Origin of the sequence: Micromonospora sp. U21 (genome assembly GCF_018070045.1) — a bacterium.
Classification (GTDB): domain Bacteria; phylum Actinomycetota; class Actinomycetes; order Mycobacteriales; family Micromonosporaceae; genus Micromonospora.
Genome location: NZ_JAGPYK010000015.1, coordinates 121,361 through 136,207, shown reverse-complemented (window position 1 = coordinate 136,207; position 14,847 = coordinate 121,361). Strand labels below are relative to the sequence as shown.

Here is a 14,847-nt window from a genome sequence, read left to right as displayed (position 1 = left end):
GCGTGACGCTCGACGGTGAGGCGCTGGAGCAGCTGCGCAAGCGGGCCCGGTCCGGCGGCGCGGACAAGTACCACGCGGCGAACGCGGCCAAGGGCAAGCTCTTCGCCCGGGAGCGGGTCGCGCTCCTGGTCGACGAGGGCTCGTTCGTCGAGGACGGCCTCTACGCCAACGCGCTGGCCGAGGGGCTGCCCGCCGACGGCGTGGTCACCGGCACCGCCACCATCGACGGCCGGCAGGTCTGCCTGATGGCCAACGACTCCACCGTCAAGGCCGGCAGCTGGGGCGCCCGCACCGTCGAAAAGATCATCCGGATCATCGAGCGGGCGTACGGCGCCGGCGTGCCGATGGTCTACCTGGTCGACTCGGCCGGCGCCCGGATCACCGACCAGGTCGACCTCTTCCCCGGCCGGCGCGGCGCCGGCAAGATCTTCTGGAACCAGGTTCGCGCCTCGGGCTCGATCCCGCAGGTGTGCGCGCTGTTCGGCCCGAGTGCCGCCGGTGGGGCGTACATCCCGGCGTTCTGCGACGTGGTCGCCATGGTCGACGGCAACGCCAGCATGTACCTCGGCTCCGACCGGATGGTCGAGATGGTCACCGGCGAGAAGACCACCCTGGAGGCGATGGGCGGGGCCAAGGTGCACACCGCCGAATCCGGCGTCGGGCACTTCCTCTGCCAGACCGAGGCCGACGCGCTGGACGTGGTGCGTCGCTACCTGTCGTACCTGCCGGCGAACTGGACCCAGGCGCCGCCGGCCGCCGAGGCCGTCGCCGCGCCGGCGAAAGCCGACCTGGTCGCGCTGGTGCCGGCCAGCGAGCGGCAGGCGTTCGACATGCGGCGGTACGTCAAGGGCCTGCTCGACGAGGGTTCCTTCTTCGAGATCCAGGCGCTCTGGGCCAAGGAGCTGACCATCGGCTTCGGTCGCCTCAACGGCGAGGTCGTCGGCGTGGTCGGCAACAACTCGATGTTCAAGGGCGGCGTGCTCTTCGTCGACTCGGCCGACAAGGCGACCCGGTTCGTGCAGCTCTGCGACGCGTTCAACGTGCCGCTGCTCTTCCTCAGCGACGTGCCCGGCTTCATGGTCGGCAGCGTGGTGGAGAAGCAGGGCATCATCCGGCACGGCGCGAAGATGATCACCGCCATCTCCGAGGCGACGGTGCCGAAGATCTGCGTGGTGGTCCGGAAGGCGTACGGCGCCGGCCTCTACGCGATGGCCGGCCCCGGCTTCGAGCCGGACGCCACCATCGCGCTGCCCACCGCGAAGATCGCGGTGATGGGGGCCGAGGCCGCGGTGAACGCGGTCTACGCCAACAAGATCGCTGCCATCCCGGACGCGGACGAGCGGGCCGCCTTCGTCGCTGCCAAGCGGGCCGAGTACGAGCAGGACATCGACGTCGTCCGGCTCGCCAGCGAGCTGGTGGTGGACGCCATCGTCGAGCCGCACGACCTGCGTACCGAGCTGGTCCGCCGGTTCGCCGCGGCCCGTACCAAGGATCGGCACTTCTCCCGACGCCGGCACGGCGTCACCCCGGTCTGACCCCTCGACCGGGCCAGCACAGCGAACCGTCCCGGCGTCACGAGCGCCCGGCGGCCCCGTCCACACAGGAGGATGAGATGGACTTCCGGCTCACCGACGAACAAGCGGCGCTGCGGGAGAGCGTGCGGGACTTCGCGCGCGAGGTGGTCGCCCCGGTCATCGCCGAGCACTACGAGCAGCACACCTTCCCGTACGAGGTGATCCGGCAGATGGGCAAGATGGGCCTGTTCGGCCTGCCCTTCGGCGAGGAGCACGGCGGCATGGGTGGCGACTACTTCGCGCTCTGCCTGGCCCTGGAGGAGCTGGCCCGGGTCGACTCCAGCGTGGCGATCACGCTCGAGGCGGCGGTCTCGCTCGGCGCGATGCCGATCTACCGGTTCGGCACCGATGAGCAGCGCGCCACCTGGCTGCCGAAGCTGCTCAGCGGCGAGGCGCTGGCCGGTTTCGGGCTCACCGAGCCGGGCACCGGCTCGGACGCCGCCGGCACCCAGACGCGGGCGGTGCTGGACGGCGACGAGTGGGTGATCAACGGCTCGAAGGCGTTCATCACCAACTCGGGCACCGACATCACGACCCTGGTCACCGTCACCGCGGTGACCGGCACGAACCCGGACGGCTCGAAGGAGTTGTCGACCATCATCGTGCCCAACGGCACGCCGGGGTTCACCGTGGCGCCGGGTTACTCCAAGGTCGGCTGGACCGCCTCGGACACCCACGAGCTGACCTTCGACGACTGCCGGGTGCCGGCGGCGAACCTGCTCGGCGGGCGGGGGCGCGGCTTCGCCCAGTTCCTCCAGATTCTCGATGAGGGCCGGATCGCCATCGCCGCGCTGGCCGTCGGTCTTGCCCAGGGCTGCGTCGACGAGTCGATCAAATATGCGAAGGAGCGGCACGCCTTCGGCCGGCCGATCGGTGCCAACCAGGCCATCCAGTTCAAGATCGCCGACATGGAGCTGAAGGCGCACACCGCCCGGCTGGCCTACTACGACGCCGCCGCGCGGATGCTGGCCGGCGAGCCGTTCAAGCGGCAGGCCGCCATCGCCAAGCTGCACGCCAGCACCATCGCGGTGGACAACGCCCGGGAGGCGACCCAGATCCACGGAGGCTACGGCTTCATGAACGAGTCCCCGGTGGCCCGGTTCTGGCGGGACTCCAAGATCCTGGAGATCGGCGAGGGCACCAGCGAGGTGCAGCGGATGATCATCGCGCGCGACCTCGGCATCTGACCGGAGCTGGAGACGGCCGGCGGCCGGTCGACCCGCCCTCCGGCAGGGCTGTCCGGCCCGGTTGTCGGATATCGGCGGGTGGGCGTCGGCAGCCCGACGTTCGACTGCCGACGGTCGGAGTCCATCCGTACTCTTCGTGCCCATGACTCCGGATCATCAACGGTCGCGGAGCCCGGCCGGTCGTGGCGGGCTGGCGGAGCTGCTCCGCGGGCACCGGCGCGCCGCCGGCCTGACCCAGGCGGAGCTGGCCTCCCGGGCCGGCGTGGGTGTGCGGACGGTGCGTGACCTGGAGCGCGGCCGGTCGGTCCGGCCGCAGCGCACCACCGTCGAGCTGCTCGCCGGGGCTCTGGAGCTGACCGGGGCCGCCCGGGCGGCGTTCCTGGCCGCTGCCCGGGGCCAGGCCGGCGGTGAGTCGACCCGGCCGGACGTCACCCTGGCGGCCCTCGCGGTCACCGGCCCCACCACGTCGGCAGCCGAGCCGGTCGGGTCTGCCCCGCCGGTCGCCCTCCCACCGGCGGTCGCGCTGATCGGTCGGGACCGCGACGTCACCGAGTTGGCCGCGATGCTGACCGCGGAGCACGGCCCCCGGCTGGTGAGCCTGGTCGGGCTGGCCGGGGTCGGCAAGACCGCGCTGGCGCTGTCCGTCGCGCACGTCGCCGCCGACGCCCACCCGGCCGGCGTGGCCGGAGTGCTGATCGGCGAGGGCTCGGACGGGCCGGATGTGCTCGCCGCCTCGATGGCCGTACTCGGCTCGGCCCGGCTGCCGGAGCTCACCGCCCGGCTCGCCGGCCGTCCGGCGCTGCTGCTGATGGACGCGGTGGAGCGCGCGCCCGGCCCGGTGGCCGAGACACTGCACCGGCTGACCGGCGCGCTGCCCTCGCTGCGGGTGCTGGTCACCGGGCGGCACCCGGTCGGGCTGCCCGGCGAGCGGGTCTGGCCGGTCGCGCCGCTCGACGTGCCGCCGCCGGACGCCGAGCGGTCCGGTCCGGCCACGCTCGGGTTGTCGCCGGCGGTAGCGCTGTTCACCGCCCGGCTCGCCCAGGTCCGTCGGGAGCCGCCCACCCCCGACGAGTTGCCGGCGCTGGCCGCGCTGGTCCGCCGGCTGGGTGGGCTGCCGCTGGCCATCGAGCTGCTGGCCGCCCGGGGCCGGCTCCTCGACCTCCCCGAGCTGCTCGACCGGTACGGCGACCGGGTGCTCGACCTGGCGACGCCTGTCGACCCGTCGGTCCACCCAGGTTGGGACGGACCGGACGCGGCCACCCACCGCTCGAACGCCACCGCTGCCAACCCGGCCGGGGTCGCGGTCACCCTGCGGGACGCGGTGGCGACCAGCTACCGGTTGCTCGCGCCGGACGAGCGGGATGCGCTGCGGCGGCTCGCCATGTTCGGCAACCGCTGGTCGGTGGAGATGGCCGAGGAGATGCTCGCCGACGAGGCCGACCGGGACGGCACGGTGGCGATCGACCCGGTCCCGCTGCTCGACCGGTTCGTCGAACTCGGCCTGCTGAGCGTGCGCGGCACCGGGCCGTTCCGGTTCCGACTGATCGACGCGGTCCGCGACTTCGCCCTCGAACAGGCGGCCGGCGGTGGCGAGCTGACGTGTGTCCGGCGCCGGCACGCGGAGGTGATCGCCCGCCTGGTGGCGCGGACCGCCACCGACCTGGCCGGTCCCCGGTTGCCCGACGCGGTGCATCGGCTGGATGAGGTGAGCAGCGACATCAGCTCCGCGTTGGCCCACGCGGCCACCGACGACCCGGTGACCGCGCTTCGCCTGGCGGCCTGCCTGACCCGCTGGTGGCGGTTCCGGGGGCGGGACGTCGCCGGCCGGCAGTGGCTGCGCCGGTTGCTGGCCGACCCGCGGACCGCCGACGCTGATCTCGTCCTGCGTGGCTGGGCCACCCTCGGGGTGGCGCGGCTCGCCGCCGAGCACGGTGCGGGTCCCGACGAGCTGCCGACCGCGCGGTCCGCGCTGGACCTGTTCCGGCAGGCCAGCGACGTGACCGGAGAGCTGGAGGCGCGGACCGTGCTCGGCGCGCTGCTGGTGACCGTCGGCGGGCACGACGAAGCCCGCGAGCAGGCCGAGGCGGTGCTGCGGCTGGCGGCCCGCAACGGTCGGACCCGGCACCTCGCGGTGGCCCAGAACAGCCTCGCCTGGCATGACATCCGGGTCGGTGACCTGGCCGCGGCGCGTCGCCGGCTGGCTGCGGTGGACCGGCTCGCCGCCGAGAGTGGGGAGCAGCGGCTGCGGGTGCTGGCCTGGGCCAACCGTGCCGAGGTCGCCCGTCTCGAGGGCCGGTACGCCGATGCCGTCGACCAGGGCTGGCGGGCCGTGGCGGCGTTGTCCGAGCTGGGTGATCCGCGGCATCGGCGCCGGGTGCTCGGCACGGTCGGGTTGGCGCTCGCCCAGGATGGTCGCGGTGCCGAGGCGACCGAGGTGCTCACCGAACTGCGGGCGGGGATCGCCGAGGTGGCGGTGGCCGTACCGGCGCGATCGTGGGTGGAGCGGGCCGGCCCGCCACGGCCCCGGGCGGACGCGGTGCTGTCCCCGGGCGGGCCAGAGGCGGGGATCTGCGCGTTGATCGAGGGGAACCTGGCGCTGCACCGGGGTGACCGGGAGTTGGCTGCCGAGTGGTTCGCCGCCGCCGCCGACGCCGGTCAGGATCGACGGGACGTGGTGGAGGCGCTGGTGGGGTTGGCCGCGAGCACTGCCGACCCGGCGGTCCTGGACCGGCTCGACGAGGTCTGCCGGGAGAGTGGCATCCGACTGTTGCCGCAGGAGTCGGGACTGCTCTATGCGCTGATCGCCGCCCGGGGTGGGCCGGGCGCGGGGTAGTCGCGGCGGGCCGGCCCGCTCCGCCGTCGCGGGGTGGGGTGGCATCGCGCGGACGGTCGGGCGGGAGTGGCGCGGACGAAAGCCCCCTTGGTGCTACCCCTCGCTGTTCGCCCGCGCCGTCACCCCCCGGTGAATCCCCGGTGCAGGAAGCCTGCCACCGTTATCCGGGCGGAAAGTCTATTCCGAGCGATAGGTCCGGTTGCCAAGGTCAGTTCTGCCGGTCTTTCTGCCGGTGGCGTGACACCGCTCAGGCCGGTCCGTTCGCCGCGCACTGCCGTGCCGGTGGGGCCGGTGGTCGCCGGCCGTCAGGGTCGGCCGGCTCCGTCGGCGGCGGCGATCTCCTGCTCGGGGGCGGCATCGGTGCTGCCGGCGGTGGCGTACGGGTGGACGGCGTCGCGCACCCGGCGCAGGCCGTCGAGCAGTGCGGCCAGGGCCTCGGGGTCGAGTTGGCCGGTGAACCACTGCTCGATGATCCGGAGGTGCCCGGGCAGCGTCTCGTCCAGCCGCTGCATGCCGGCGGCCGTAACCACGGCGAACGAACTGCGGCGGTCGGACGGGCAGGCCCGGCGGGTGAGCAGTCCGTCGCGTTCCATCCGGTCCACGACGCGGGTCACCCCGCTGGTGGACAGGGAGGTCTGCGCGGCGAGATCCGTCATCCGCAACTGGTTGCCCGGCGAGCGGGCGAGTCGGGTGAGCACCTCGAACTCGACCACGGAGAGGCCCTGCTCGTCGAGTTGCGCAGCGAACCGGGCCGAGAGCCCGGCATGCACCTCGTAGAGCAGGCCGACGGCGGTGATCCGGGGATCGTCGAACACGTTGGTCACTCGTTCATCCTACCAGTACTTGACACGAGGAATATTGCTATGGCTATAGTTGCTGAGGCAGTCGTTGGGCTACTAAACATCCTTCTGGAGGACATCAGCATGACCAGCAGCACCGATGCGGTTACCCGCGACTGGGACGGCCTCACCATTCCGGCGGCCGGCACCTACGCGCTGGACGCGGCACACAAGCGGGTGGGCTTCGTCGCCCGGCACATGATGGTGAGCAAGATCCGCGGCGTGTTCAACGAGGCGGCCGCCACCATCACCATCGCCGAGGACCCGCTGCAGTCGTCGGTCGTCGCGACCATTCAGGCCGCCAGCATCGACACGACCCAGGACGACCGGGACGCGCACCTGCGCAGCCCCGAGTTCCTGGAGGTCGAGAAGTACCCGACGCTGGAGTTCCGTAGCACCGGGGTCAAGTCCCGTCGCGGCAACGAGTTCGTGCTCACCGGTGAGCTCACCATCAAGGACGTCACCCGTCCGGTCGACCTCGAGGTCGAGTTCGAGGGCGTCGGCCGCAGCCCGTTCGGCCAGGACATCTTCGGCTTCTCCGCGAGCACCGAGATCGACCGCGAGGAGTTCGGCCTGACCTGGAACGTCGCGCTGGAGACCGGCGGCGTGCTGGTCGGCAGGAAGATCAAGATCGAGATCGAGGGCGAGGCCATCCGCCAGGCCTGATCCTTCGGATCGCCGGTACGTCCGGGCCCGCGCCGCATGTCGGCGCGGGCCCGTCGCCGTCTCCGCCTGCCCTCGCCTGGGTGTGAATTGTCACGGGTTGTTCGCACCTCGGGTGGGTCCGGCACCCTCCCAGCGGGGTACAGATGACGCCACGAGCGCGTCCGTGCCGGCCGGTTTCGCATCATCGGTACCGGCCCCTGGCTCCGGTCAGGTGGGCGCTCTTAACGTGGATGGTTCACAATGCGCTTTCCGGGACGGCAGGATCCCGACCGCGCCGGCCGCCGGGAGGACACATGGGCAGGGACGTCTCGCAGGGCGCCTTCACCCGGGAGGACCGCGTCCGCTACCGGCAGAAGGTCCGGCGGTGCCTGGACGTCTTCGCCCTGATGCTGGACGACTTCGGCTTCGACGCCGACCGGCCGATGACCGGCCTGGAGATCGAGCTCAACCTGGTCGACTCGGCGGCCGAGCCGGCGATGCGCAACGAGGAGATCCTCGTCGACATCGCGGATCCGCTCTTCCAGACCGAGCTGGGGCAGTTCAACCTGGAACTCAACGCCGAGCCCCGGCTGATCGAGGGCACCGGCTTTGCCGACTACGAACACGACCTGCGCAGCAGCCTCTCCCGAGCCGACGAGCGTGCGGCCAAGTCCGACGCGAAGATCGTCCTGGTCGGCATCCTGCCCACCCTCACCGAGGGGCACCTCGTCGAGGACAATCTCTCCACCAATGAGCGCTACCGGGTGCTCAACGACCAGATCGTCGGCGCCCGGGGCGAGGACATCGAGCTCGACATCCGCGGCGTCGAGCAGTTGCGGACGCACACCGACTCGATCGCGCCCGAGGCCGCCTGCACCAGTCTCCAGTTCCATCTCCAGGTCGCCCCGGACAGCTTCGCCGACTACTGGAACGCGTCCCAGGCCATCGCCGGGGTGCAGGTGGCGATCGGGGCGAACTCGCCCTTCCTGTACGGCCGTCAGCTCTGGGCCGAGACCCGGATCGCCCTGTTCGAGCAGGCGACCGACACCCGCCCGGACGAACTCAAGGCCCAGGGCGTACGCCCCCGGGTGTGGTTCGGCGAGCGCTGGATCACCTCGATCTTCGACCTGTTCGAGGAGAACGTCCGGTACTTCCCGCCGCTGCTGCCGATCTGCGAGGACGAGGATCCGGTGGAGGTGCTGCACTCCGGCGGCGTGCCCCAGCTCGGCGAGCTTCGGCTGCACAACGGCACGGTCTACCGGTGGAACCGCCCGGTCTACGACATCATGAACGGCCGTCCGCACCTGCGGGTGGAGAACCGGGTGCTGCCGGCCGGCCCGACCGTGGTGGACATGCTGGCCAACGCGGCCTTCTACTTCGGGTTGGCCCGCGGCCTGGCCGAGGCGGACCGCCCGATCTGGAGCCAGCTCACCTTCAGCTCCGCCGAGGAGAACTTCCACGCCGCCGCCCGGCGCGGCCTGGACGCCGTGCTGCACTGGCCGCGGGTCGGCGATGTGCCGGTCACCAGGCTCGTGCTGGAGCAGTTGCTGCCCACCGCCGCGGCCGGCCTGGACGGGTTCGGCGTCGCCCCGGAGCAGCGCGACCGGTTGCTCGGCATCATCGAGCAGCGCTGCCGGACCGGCCGCAACGGCGCCGTCTGGCAGACCGAGGTGGTCTGGGCGGCCGAGCGGCACCGGGGCATGGACCGCGCCGCCGCGCTGCACCACATGGTCCAGCGCTACGCGGAACTCCAGCGCGGCAACGAGCCGGTCCACACCTGGCCGGTCGACTGACCCTGCACGCCCGACCGGCCGCCGGCTCACCGTCGGTCGTCCGGGACTCAGTCGGCGACGGGCCGCCCGGTCCGCCGCGGTGACCGGCTCCGCCGGCCGCCGGGCGCCGCGCCCTCCACCGGTTCGCCGTCCATGGAACCGGTCGGCTCGGCGTCCGGATCCGTGCGGGGCGCCGGCACCCGGGGTACGCGGGCCGCGTCCCGCTTTCGCGGAACGGTCCCCGCCGCCGGCGGTGCACCGGCTGCGTCCGTTCCCCGTCCCGTGCTGGCCTCGGTCGTGGGGCTCACCGGATCCGCGTCTTGTCCGCCGGCCCGGGTCGAGTCAGGCTCGGCGGCCCGCTTCGCGTCCGCTCGGACCGGGACGGTCGCGTCCGGGTCGGCCGGCCGGCTCCGGGTGGCCCGCTCGGCGAGGACGGCGACCAGCACCGAGCCGCCGACGCCGGCGATCACCGCGTACGGGGCGATCAGCTGGGTGGACAGCTGCGCGGGGCCCAGCGCCGACCAGCGCGGCACGGTGGTCAGGTAGGCGAGCGCGACGAGCACCGGGCCGGCCGCGCCGGAGGCCGCCGCGCCGACCCGGTGCCCGGTCGACCGGGCGGCTCGCCGGGCGGCCAGCGCGCCGATCAGCAGCGCGGGAACGAGCGCCAGCAGCGCACCGGGCCAGTAGAGCTGGTCTCCGATCCAGTACCGCGGGTGGTCCGGGTCGAGCTGCCAGGTGCCGAGCTGGGCGCCGGTCAGCCCCCGCCCGACGCGTACCCCGTCGATCACCGAGACCACCGCGAGCAGCCAGAGCCAGGCGGCCGTCGCGGTCACGTTCACCGCGGCGGCGCGGGAGCGCAGCGCCCAGAGCGAGACGAGCACCCCGATCAGGATGCCCAGCCCCGCGTGTACGGCCGCCACCCGTTGCGGCGCACCGGTGTCGGCGCCCACCGCGACCCGCGCGGGTACGGCGACCAGAAGCACGGTGACCAGCCCGCCGATCGCGGCGCCGAGCGCCACGGACACCCGTCGCAGCAGGCCCCCACGCTCGCTGGGCAGAACCTCGGCAACCTGTGCCGACGTGCCGTCCGTGGCGCTCGCCCGGTCCGCCGCCGGGCCGGTGCCCTCGACCGCAGCGGGACGCGCGGCTCCGAGCGTCACCGGCTCCGACCGCTCTGCCGGCCCCGAACCGCCCGCCGGGGCCGGCGCGACGGGAGGCATCGGAGCCGGGCCGCTCACCGTCGGCTCGGCCGCTGGCGGCACGGCCCTGGAGTGCAGGCGCTGCGCACAGACCGCACCCAGCACAGTGGAGCTGGCAGCGAGCCACGTGGCCCAGGCGAGACCATCCGCCCAGGCCGTGTCGGTGGCCCCCGCATCGGTGGGCGTCCAGGTGATGACGCCGAGCCCGTAGCCGAAGCCAAGTTGCGCGGCGCCAGCGCCGGCAGCGACCCCGATCGCCGTCACGATCGATACTCCCCAGCCCCGTCTGGCCATGCCGGGCAGCGTAACGTCCCGTCGTCGGCGCGGCGAGGGGCAACTACCCGCCGGGGTGGACCGCAGACGCAACGGGTTGGGCGACGACCGGTACGGTCGCCGGTGATGAGGCGGTGGGCGCAATGACGGACGCGAACACGGGTCGGCAGGATTCCGTCGCCGGCCGGGACGGCGGCGGTGCGGGCCGGGCCAGCGTGCTGCTGGGTGGCGGGCTGGTCGCTGTGCTCCTCGCCGCGGTCGGTGCGACCGGTGGCTGGCTGCTGGCCGGCGAGGGCGAGGCGCCTCCGGCGGATCCGTTGGCGGTGGCGACGGCGACCCGTACGCCGACCGGACGGGCCACCGCACCCCGGCCGAGCACCGGCCGGACCACACCCTCCGCCCCCCGGACCTCCGCCACCGCGACCAAGGGGACCGGACTGACCGTGCCCCCGGTGGTCGGCACCGATTTCGTCGAGGCCCGGGACGCCCTGCGCAAGCAGCGGCTGGGCTGGCGGCTGGTCTTCGGCACCGGCACCGGTCGTACGGTCGAGAGCACCTCGCCCGCCGTCGGCACGGAGGTGGCCCGGGGCGCCACCGTGCAACTGCGGATTGCCGGTCCGCCGCCCGAGGCCGAGGTGCCGGACGTGGTCGGCGACGACTGCGCGAAGGCCGCCGACGACCTGGTCGACGAGGGGCTCTACCCGCGCTACCGCAGCGGCCGCAGTGGCAAGGTGAGCCGGCAGGAACCGGCCGAGGACGGCTCGGCCCGCTGGAACGACGAGGTCAGCATCTGGTGCGGCGCGACGCCGCCGAGCCTGCAGGGCACGAATCCGCCTCTCTGATCTCCGGTCCGCGAACCCATCTCCACCGCTGATCTGGCGCGTACAAGCGATCCCGCCCCGGAGTCCGGCCCTCAGCGGCGGGCGAATGCCGGGCATCCCTCGGTGCCCGACCGGGCCGGGCGGTTCGGGCCGCTGATCCCGGCCGATGACCGTGCGGGCGGTTAGGTTGGCGGTCGAGGGCCATGGCGCCCGCCCGGTTCGGGAAAGGACGTGCGATGAGCGACGACCGCCAGGAGCCGCCCGCCGGGGAGCACGACGACCGGACGCGCCCGCTACCCCCCACCGCCGACCGGCCGGAGCCGCCACCGTCGCCCGGACCCGTCACCCCTACCACCGCGTCACCCGACGAGACCATGCCGATCGACCGTGCCGCGTCGCCGGATGAGACCGCGCCGATCGACCGTGCCGCGACGGGTCCCGCTGCGTCGCCCGACCAGACCATGCCGATCGACCGTGCCGCGCTGGCGCAGCCGGGCACACCGGTCGACCCGACCGCGCGGATGCCTGCCGAGCGGGTGAGCCCGGCGCCGTGGTCCGGGCGGGCGGAGGTACGGGCGCCCCGACCGGCCGAGCCCTCCGGAGAGTGGTACGCCGAGGAACAGGGTGGCCGACGCTGGTGGCTGCCGATCCTCTGGGGAGTGCTCGCGCTCCTGCTCGCCGGGCTGCTCGGCGCCGCGCTGTGGGTGGCGCTCGCCGCGCAGGACTCCGACCGGGACGACGATCCGGGGTCCACTCCGTCGCTACCGCCGCCCGGTGCCACCAGCGCCGCACCGACCAGCGCCGCACCGACCAGCGCGGCCCCGACCTCGGCGGCGCCGACCAGCGCGGCGCCGAGCAGCCCGGCGGCCACCACGGCGGCGGCCGCGGTGCCGGTGCCGCCACTTGCCGGTCTGCCGCAGGCCACCGCGGAAGGGCTGCTGGACCGGCTCGGCCTGAGCTACCGGGTGGTGTACCGCCCGTCCGAGCTGCCACCGGGGACGGTGGTGGGCACCGAACCGGATTCCGGCAGCACCGTGCCCACCGACGAGGAGGTGCTGCTGGTCGTCTCCCAGGCCCGGCCCTCGACCGGGACCAGCCCGGCCAGGCCGAGCCCGACGGTGACGCGCACGCCGTGACTGACCGGTGCTCACCACATCCGGCGGCGGGTGCCGACCAGGCCGAGGCCGACCAGCGAGATGGTGAGGCCGAAGATCCCGGACCAGAACAGCGAGCGGCGGACGTCCGTCGCGGTGTGCCGTGCCGGACCGGCTTCGGTGATCTCCTGCCGCCCGTCGGACTGACCGCCGCCGGCGCCGGCCCCGGTCGCCGGGCCGGTCGGGTCGATCGCGTCGGCGCGGCCGTCAGGGGCGTGGGTGTCGAACCAGCCGGGTTCGTCGTCCGTCGGTGGGTCGGCGTCGACCACGGTGATTTCCGGTGCCGGCACCGGAGTGGTCAGCCGGGTGGACGACAGCGCCGGGTCGCGGGCCAGGACCACGAGCATGGTCACGGCCCCGAGCAGGGCGAGCAGTCCAAAAGCGTAGGCGGTACGGGAGCGGTGGTGCCGCCGCATGGCGGGCTGATTGACCATGACCATCCCAGGCTCAGGGCCCTGGACGCGCGGGTGGAACGGTGCCGGGGTGGGCGTACCAATTCTATGGCGCTGGCACGCCCACCGGCGGCGGATCGCGTTGGTCAGCCCACCCGGACCGGCGTACGGACGACCGGTCGCCGGCTCCGTACGGTGTGCGGGCGGGGCTCCGGTGCGGCGTGCACCTGTTGCAGCCCGTCCCGCTGGACGAAGATCGACCGACGGGTGACCGCGTCGCCCGCGGTGTTCAACTCGTAGCCGTCGAGCCAGAGCCAACCGTCGTAGGTTGGCCAGTCGAGCACCCGGATCACCCGGAACTTGATGGGCCTGAGGAACTGGACACTCGCCGCGCGAGTCACGTGCAGTACGTCACCGGAGCGGGGAAGCACATGGGCTCCTGGGAAGGTCGGCCGGCAGGCGTGCCGGCGGTGACTGATCGGGGGAACGTCTCGGCCCGGTGACGGGGTCGCGCCTCGTGGACCGGTGGTGCGGGTGGTGGTGGTCGGGCCGTACTGCGCTGGTGGCGTGCCGCCACCCGACCATCACCCGGCTGCTTCCGGGAACCGCGCCCGCCGCCGCAGCCGGCTGGCTTGCAGCGGCGGGGTCCTCACCCCGGAGCAGCTCTCGGTGTCGCCGGCCGGGCCCGCGTCGTGCCCGGCTTCCCGGGGTCGGTGGGATCACCACACCGGGGGACCGGACGGAGACGCTGAGTGATCCGTGCCATACGGACAGAGTGCATCAGGGACGTGCTTCATGCAAGTTGCACGTCGACTTTTGCCGATACGTGAGTCCCTTCCGCAAAGCGGCGCTTGAAGCCATCCGTGTCCGGGCGGCACACTGAGGGCCGGTTTCGCCCGTCGCGGCCGGCCGATGACCGGCACCACCCCCTTCGCCGCGAACGCTCGCCGGTCGACGGTCGCGCCCCCGGCGGGCGGCAGCCAGTGGCGCGTCGACCGGAGGTAGCCCGAGTGGGGTCGAGCAGCCAGCGGCGGGGACCAGTGACCGGGGAGCGCCATGAGTGAGCGGCGCAGCCCCACCATCCGGCGGCGGCGGCTCGGTGCCGAGCTACGCCGCCAGCGGGAATCCGCCGGGATCACCATCGAAGTCGTCGCCGAGCAGTTGGAGTGCTCGGCGTCGAAGGTCTCCCGGATCGAGACCGGGCACACCACGGCCACCCCGCGCGACGTCCGGGACATGCTGCGGATTTACGGCGTGGTCGGTGCCGAGAGCGACGAACTCGTGCAGATCGCCCGGGAGGCCCGGCAGAAGGGCTGGTGGCACCCGTACAGCACCGTGCTCGTCGGCGCGTACGTCGGGCTGGAGGCCGCGGCGAGTTCGATCCGGGCGTACGAGCAGCAGGTGGTGCCCGGTCTGTTGGAGACCGAGGAGTACGCCGGGGCGATGATCCGCGCCGCTCGGCCGGACTTCACCCCGGACCAGGTCGCACAACGTGTCCGTGTCCGCCTCGGTCGTCAGTCGTTGCTGACTCAGGACGATCCGGTCGATCTGTGGGTGGTGCTCGATGAGGCGGTGGTAAGCAGGCCGGTGGGTGGGGACGAGGTGATGCGTGGCCAGCTCAAGCGGTTGGTCGAAGTGGCCGAGTTGCCGAACGTGACGTTGCAGATCCTGCCTTTCGAGGTGGGTGCGCACGCCGGCATGGACGGCACCTTCACGATCCTCAGCTTCCCCGAGCCCGGTGATCCGGATGTCGTGTACGCGGAGAACGCCACGGGTGGGCTTTTCCTTGAGAAGAGCGACGAACTACAGAAGTACAGCTTCATCTTCGATCACATCCGCGCCGCGGCCATTCGTCCGGAGGAGTCCGTCGCACACATCGCAAAACTGGCAGAGGAGCCGTTGTGGAAATGGCGACCAAGGGGTTCCCCGTGGACCTGACGCAGGCAACGTGGTTCAAGAGCTCGAAGAGCGGGCCGAACTGTGACAACTGCGTGGAGGTGGCGTACGTGACCGGGGCGGTCGGAGTGCGGGACTCGAAGGACAAGGCCGGCCCGGCCCTGGTCTTCGCCCCGGGTGACTGGCATGCCTTCGTCGCCGGCACCAGAGGTGGTGCGTTCGGCTCGGCCTGACCGAGCGGTCACGTGACGTCCCCGTCCGG

13 protein-coding genes are annotated in these 14,847 nt (G+C 73.0%); 9 read left to right on the top strand and 4 right to left on the bottom strand.

Features of this window, described 5'->3' with window-relative positions:
* Nucleotides 1–2 precede the first annotated feature (2 nt).
* The 3 genes from KBX63_RS20525 to KBX63_RS20515 all read left to right on the top strand — a co-directional run bounded on the left by KBX63_RS20525 (nt 3) and on the right by KBX63_RS20515 (nt 5,594).
* Nucleotides 3–1,535, top strand: a complete 1,533-nt coding sequence (locus tag KBX63_RS20525; protein ID WP_210913035.1) for an acyl-CoA carboxylase subunit beta — start codon at nt 3–5, stop codon at nt 1,533–1,535.
* 77 nt (nt 1,536–1,612) lie between these two features.
* Nucleotides 1,613–2,761, top strand: coding sequence for an acyl-CoA dehydrogenase family protein (locus KBX63_RS20520; protein ID WP_210913033.1), 1,149 nt, complete (start codon nt 1,613–1,615; stop codon nt 2,759–2,761).
* A 142-nt stretch (nt 2,762–2,903) separates the two neighbouring features.
* A complete protein-coding gene (locus KBX63_RS20515; protein ID WP_210913031.1) occupies nt 2,904–5,594 on the top strand; it encodes a helix-turn-helix domain-containing protein in 2,691 nt (896 codons plus the stop codon).
* 305 nt (nt 5,595–5,899) lie between these two features.
* On the opposite strand, the gene KBX63_RS20510 is transcribed toward KBX63_RS20515, so the two are convergent.
* Nucleotides 5,900–6,418, bottom strand: a complete 519-nt coding sequence (locus KBX63_RS20510; RefSeq protein WP_210913030.1) for a MarR family winged helix-turn-helix transcriptional regulator — start codon at nt 6,416–6,418, stop codon at nt 5,900–5,902.
* A 99-nt stretch (nt 6,419–6,517) separates the two neighbouring features.
* On the opposite strand from KBX63_RS20510, the gene KBX63_RS20505 reads away from it, so the two are divergent.
* The gene (locus tag KBX63_RS20505) at nt 6,518–7,099 is read left to right on the top strand and encodes a YceI family protein (RefSeq protein ID WP_210913029.1); all 582 of its coding nucleotides are present in this window, start codon (nt 6,518–6,520) and stop codon (nt 7,097–7,099) included.
* A gap of 293 nt (nt 7,100–7,392) precedes the next feature.
* Nucleotides 7,393–8,871: a glutamate--cysteine ligase gene (locus KBX63_RS20500; protein WP_210913028.1), complete on the top strand. Its 1,479-nt coding sequence runs from the start codon at nt 7,393–7,395 to the stop codon at nt 8,869–8,871.
* A gap of 47 nt (nt 8,872–8,918) precedes the next feature.
* Here KBX63_RS20500 and KBX63_RS20495 read toward each other — a convergent pair whose 3' ends face one another.
* Nucleotides 8,919–10,343, bottom strand: coding sequence for a hypothetical protein (locus KBX63_RS20495; protein ID WP_210913027.1), 1,425 nt, complete (start codon nt 10,341–10,343; stop codon nt 8,919–8,921).
* A gap of 122 nt (nt 10,344–10,465) precedes the next feature.
* Between KBX63_RS20495 and KBX63_RS20490 the strand changes: the two genes are divergently transcribed.
* Nucleotides 10,466–11,164 carry a PASTA domain-containing protein gene (locus KBX63_RS20490; protein WP_210913026.1) on the top strand — a complete coding sequence of 233 codons (699 nt, stop codon included), beginning with the start codon at nt 10,466–10,468 and terminating at the stop codon, nt 11,162–11,164.
* Between the two features lie 215 nt (nt 11,165–11,379).
* Nucleotides 11,380–12,279 carry a PASTA domain-containing protein gene (locus KBX63_RS20485; RefSeq protein WP_210913025.1) on the top strand — a complete coding sequence of 300 codons (900 nt, stop codon included), beginning with the start codon at nt 11,380–11,382 and terminating at the stop codon, nt 12,277–12,279.
* Between the two features lie 11 nt (nt 12,280–12,290).
* Here the strand turns inward: KBX63_RS20485 and KBX63_RS20480 are convergent, their stop codons facing one another.
* A complete protein-coding gene (locus KBX63_RS20480) occupies nt 12,291–12,737 on the bottom strand; it encodes a hypothetical protein (protein ID WP_210913024.1) in 447 nt (148 codons plus the stop codon).
* A 98-nt stretch (nt 12,738–12,835) separates the two neighbouring features.
* A complete protein-coding gene (locus tag KBX63_RS20475; protein ID WP_210913023.1) occupies nt 12,836–13,120 on the bottom strand; it encodes a hypothetical protein in 285 nt (94 codons plus the stop codon).
* A 625-nt stretch (nt 13,121–13,745) separates the two neighbouring features.
* Here KBX63_RS20475 and KBX63_RS20470 point away from each other — a divergent pair.
* A complete protein-coding gene (locus tag KBX63_RS20470; protein WP_210913022.1) occupies nt 13,746–14,627 on the top strand; it encodes a helix-turn-helix transcriptional regulator in 882 nt (293 codons plus the stop codon).
* Nucleotides 14,597–14,818, top strand: coding sequence for a DUF397 domain-containing protein (locus KBX63_RS20465; protein ID WP_074315665.1), 222 nt, complete (start codon nt 14,597–14,599; stop codon nt 14,816–14,818). Before KBX63_RS20470 ends, KBX63_RS20465 begins: the two co-directional genes overlap by 31 nt.
* The last annotated feature ends 29 nt before the right edge of the window (nt 14,819–14,847 follow it).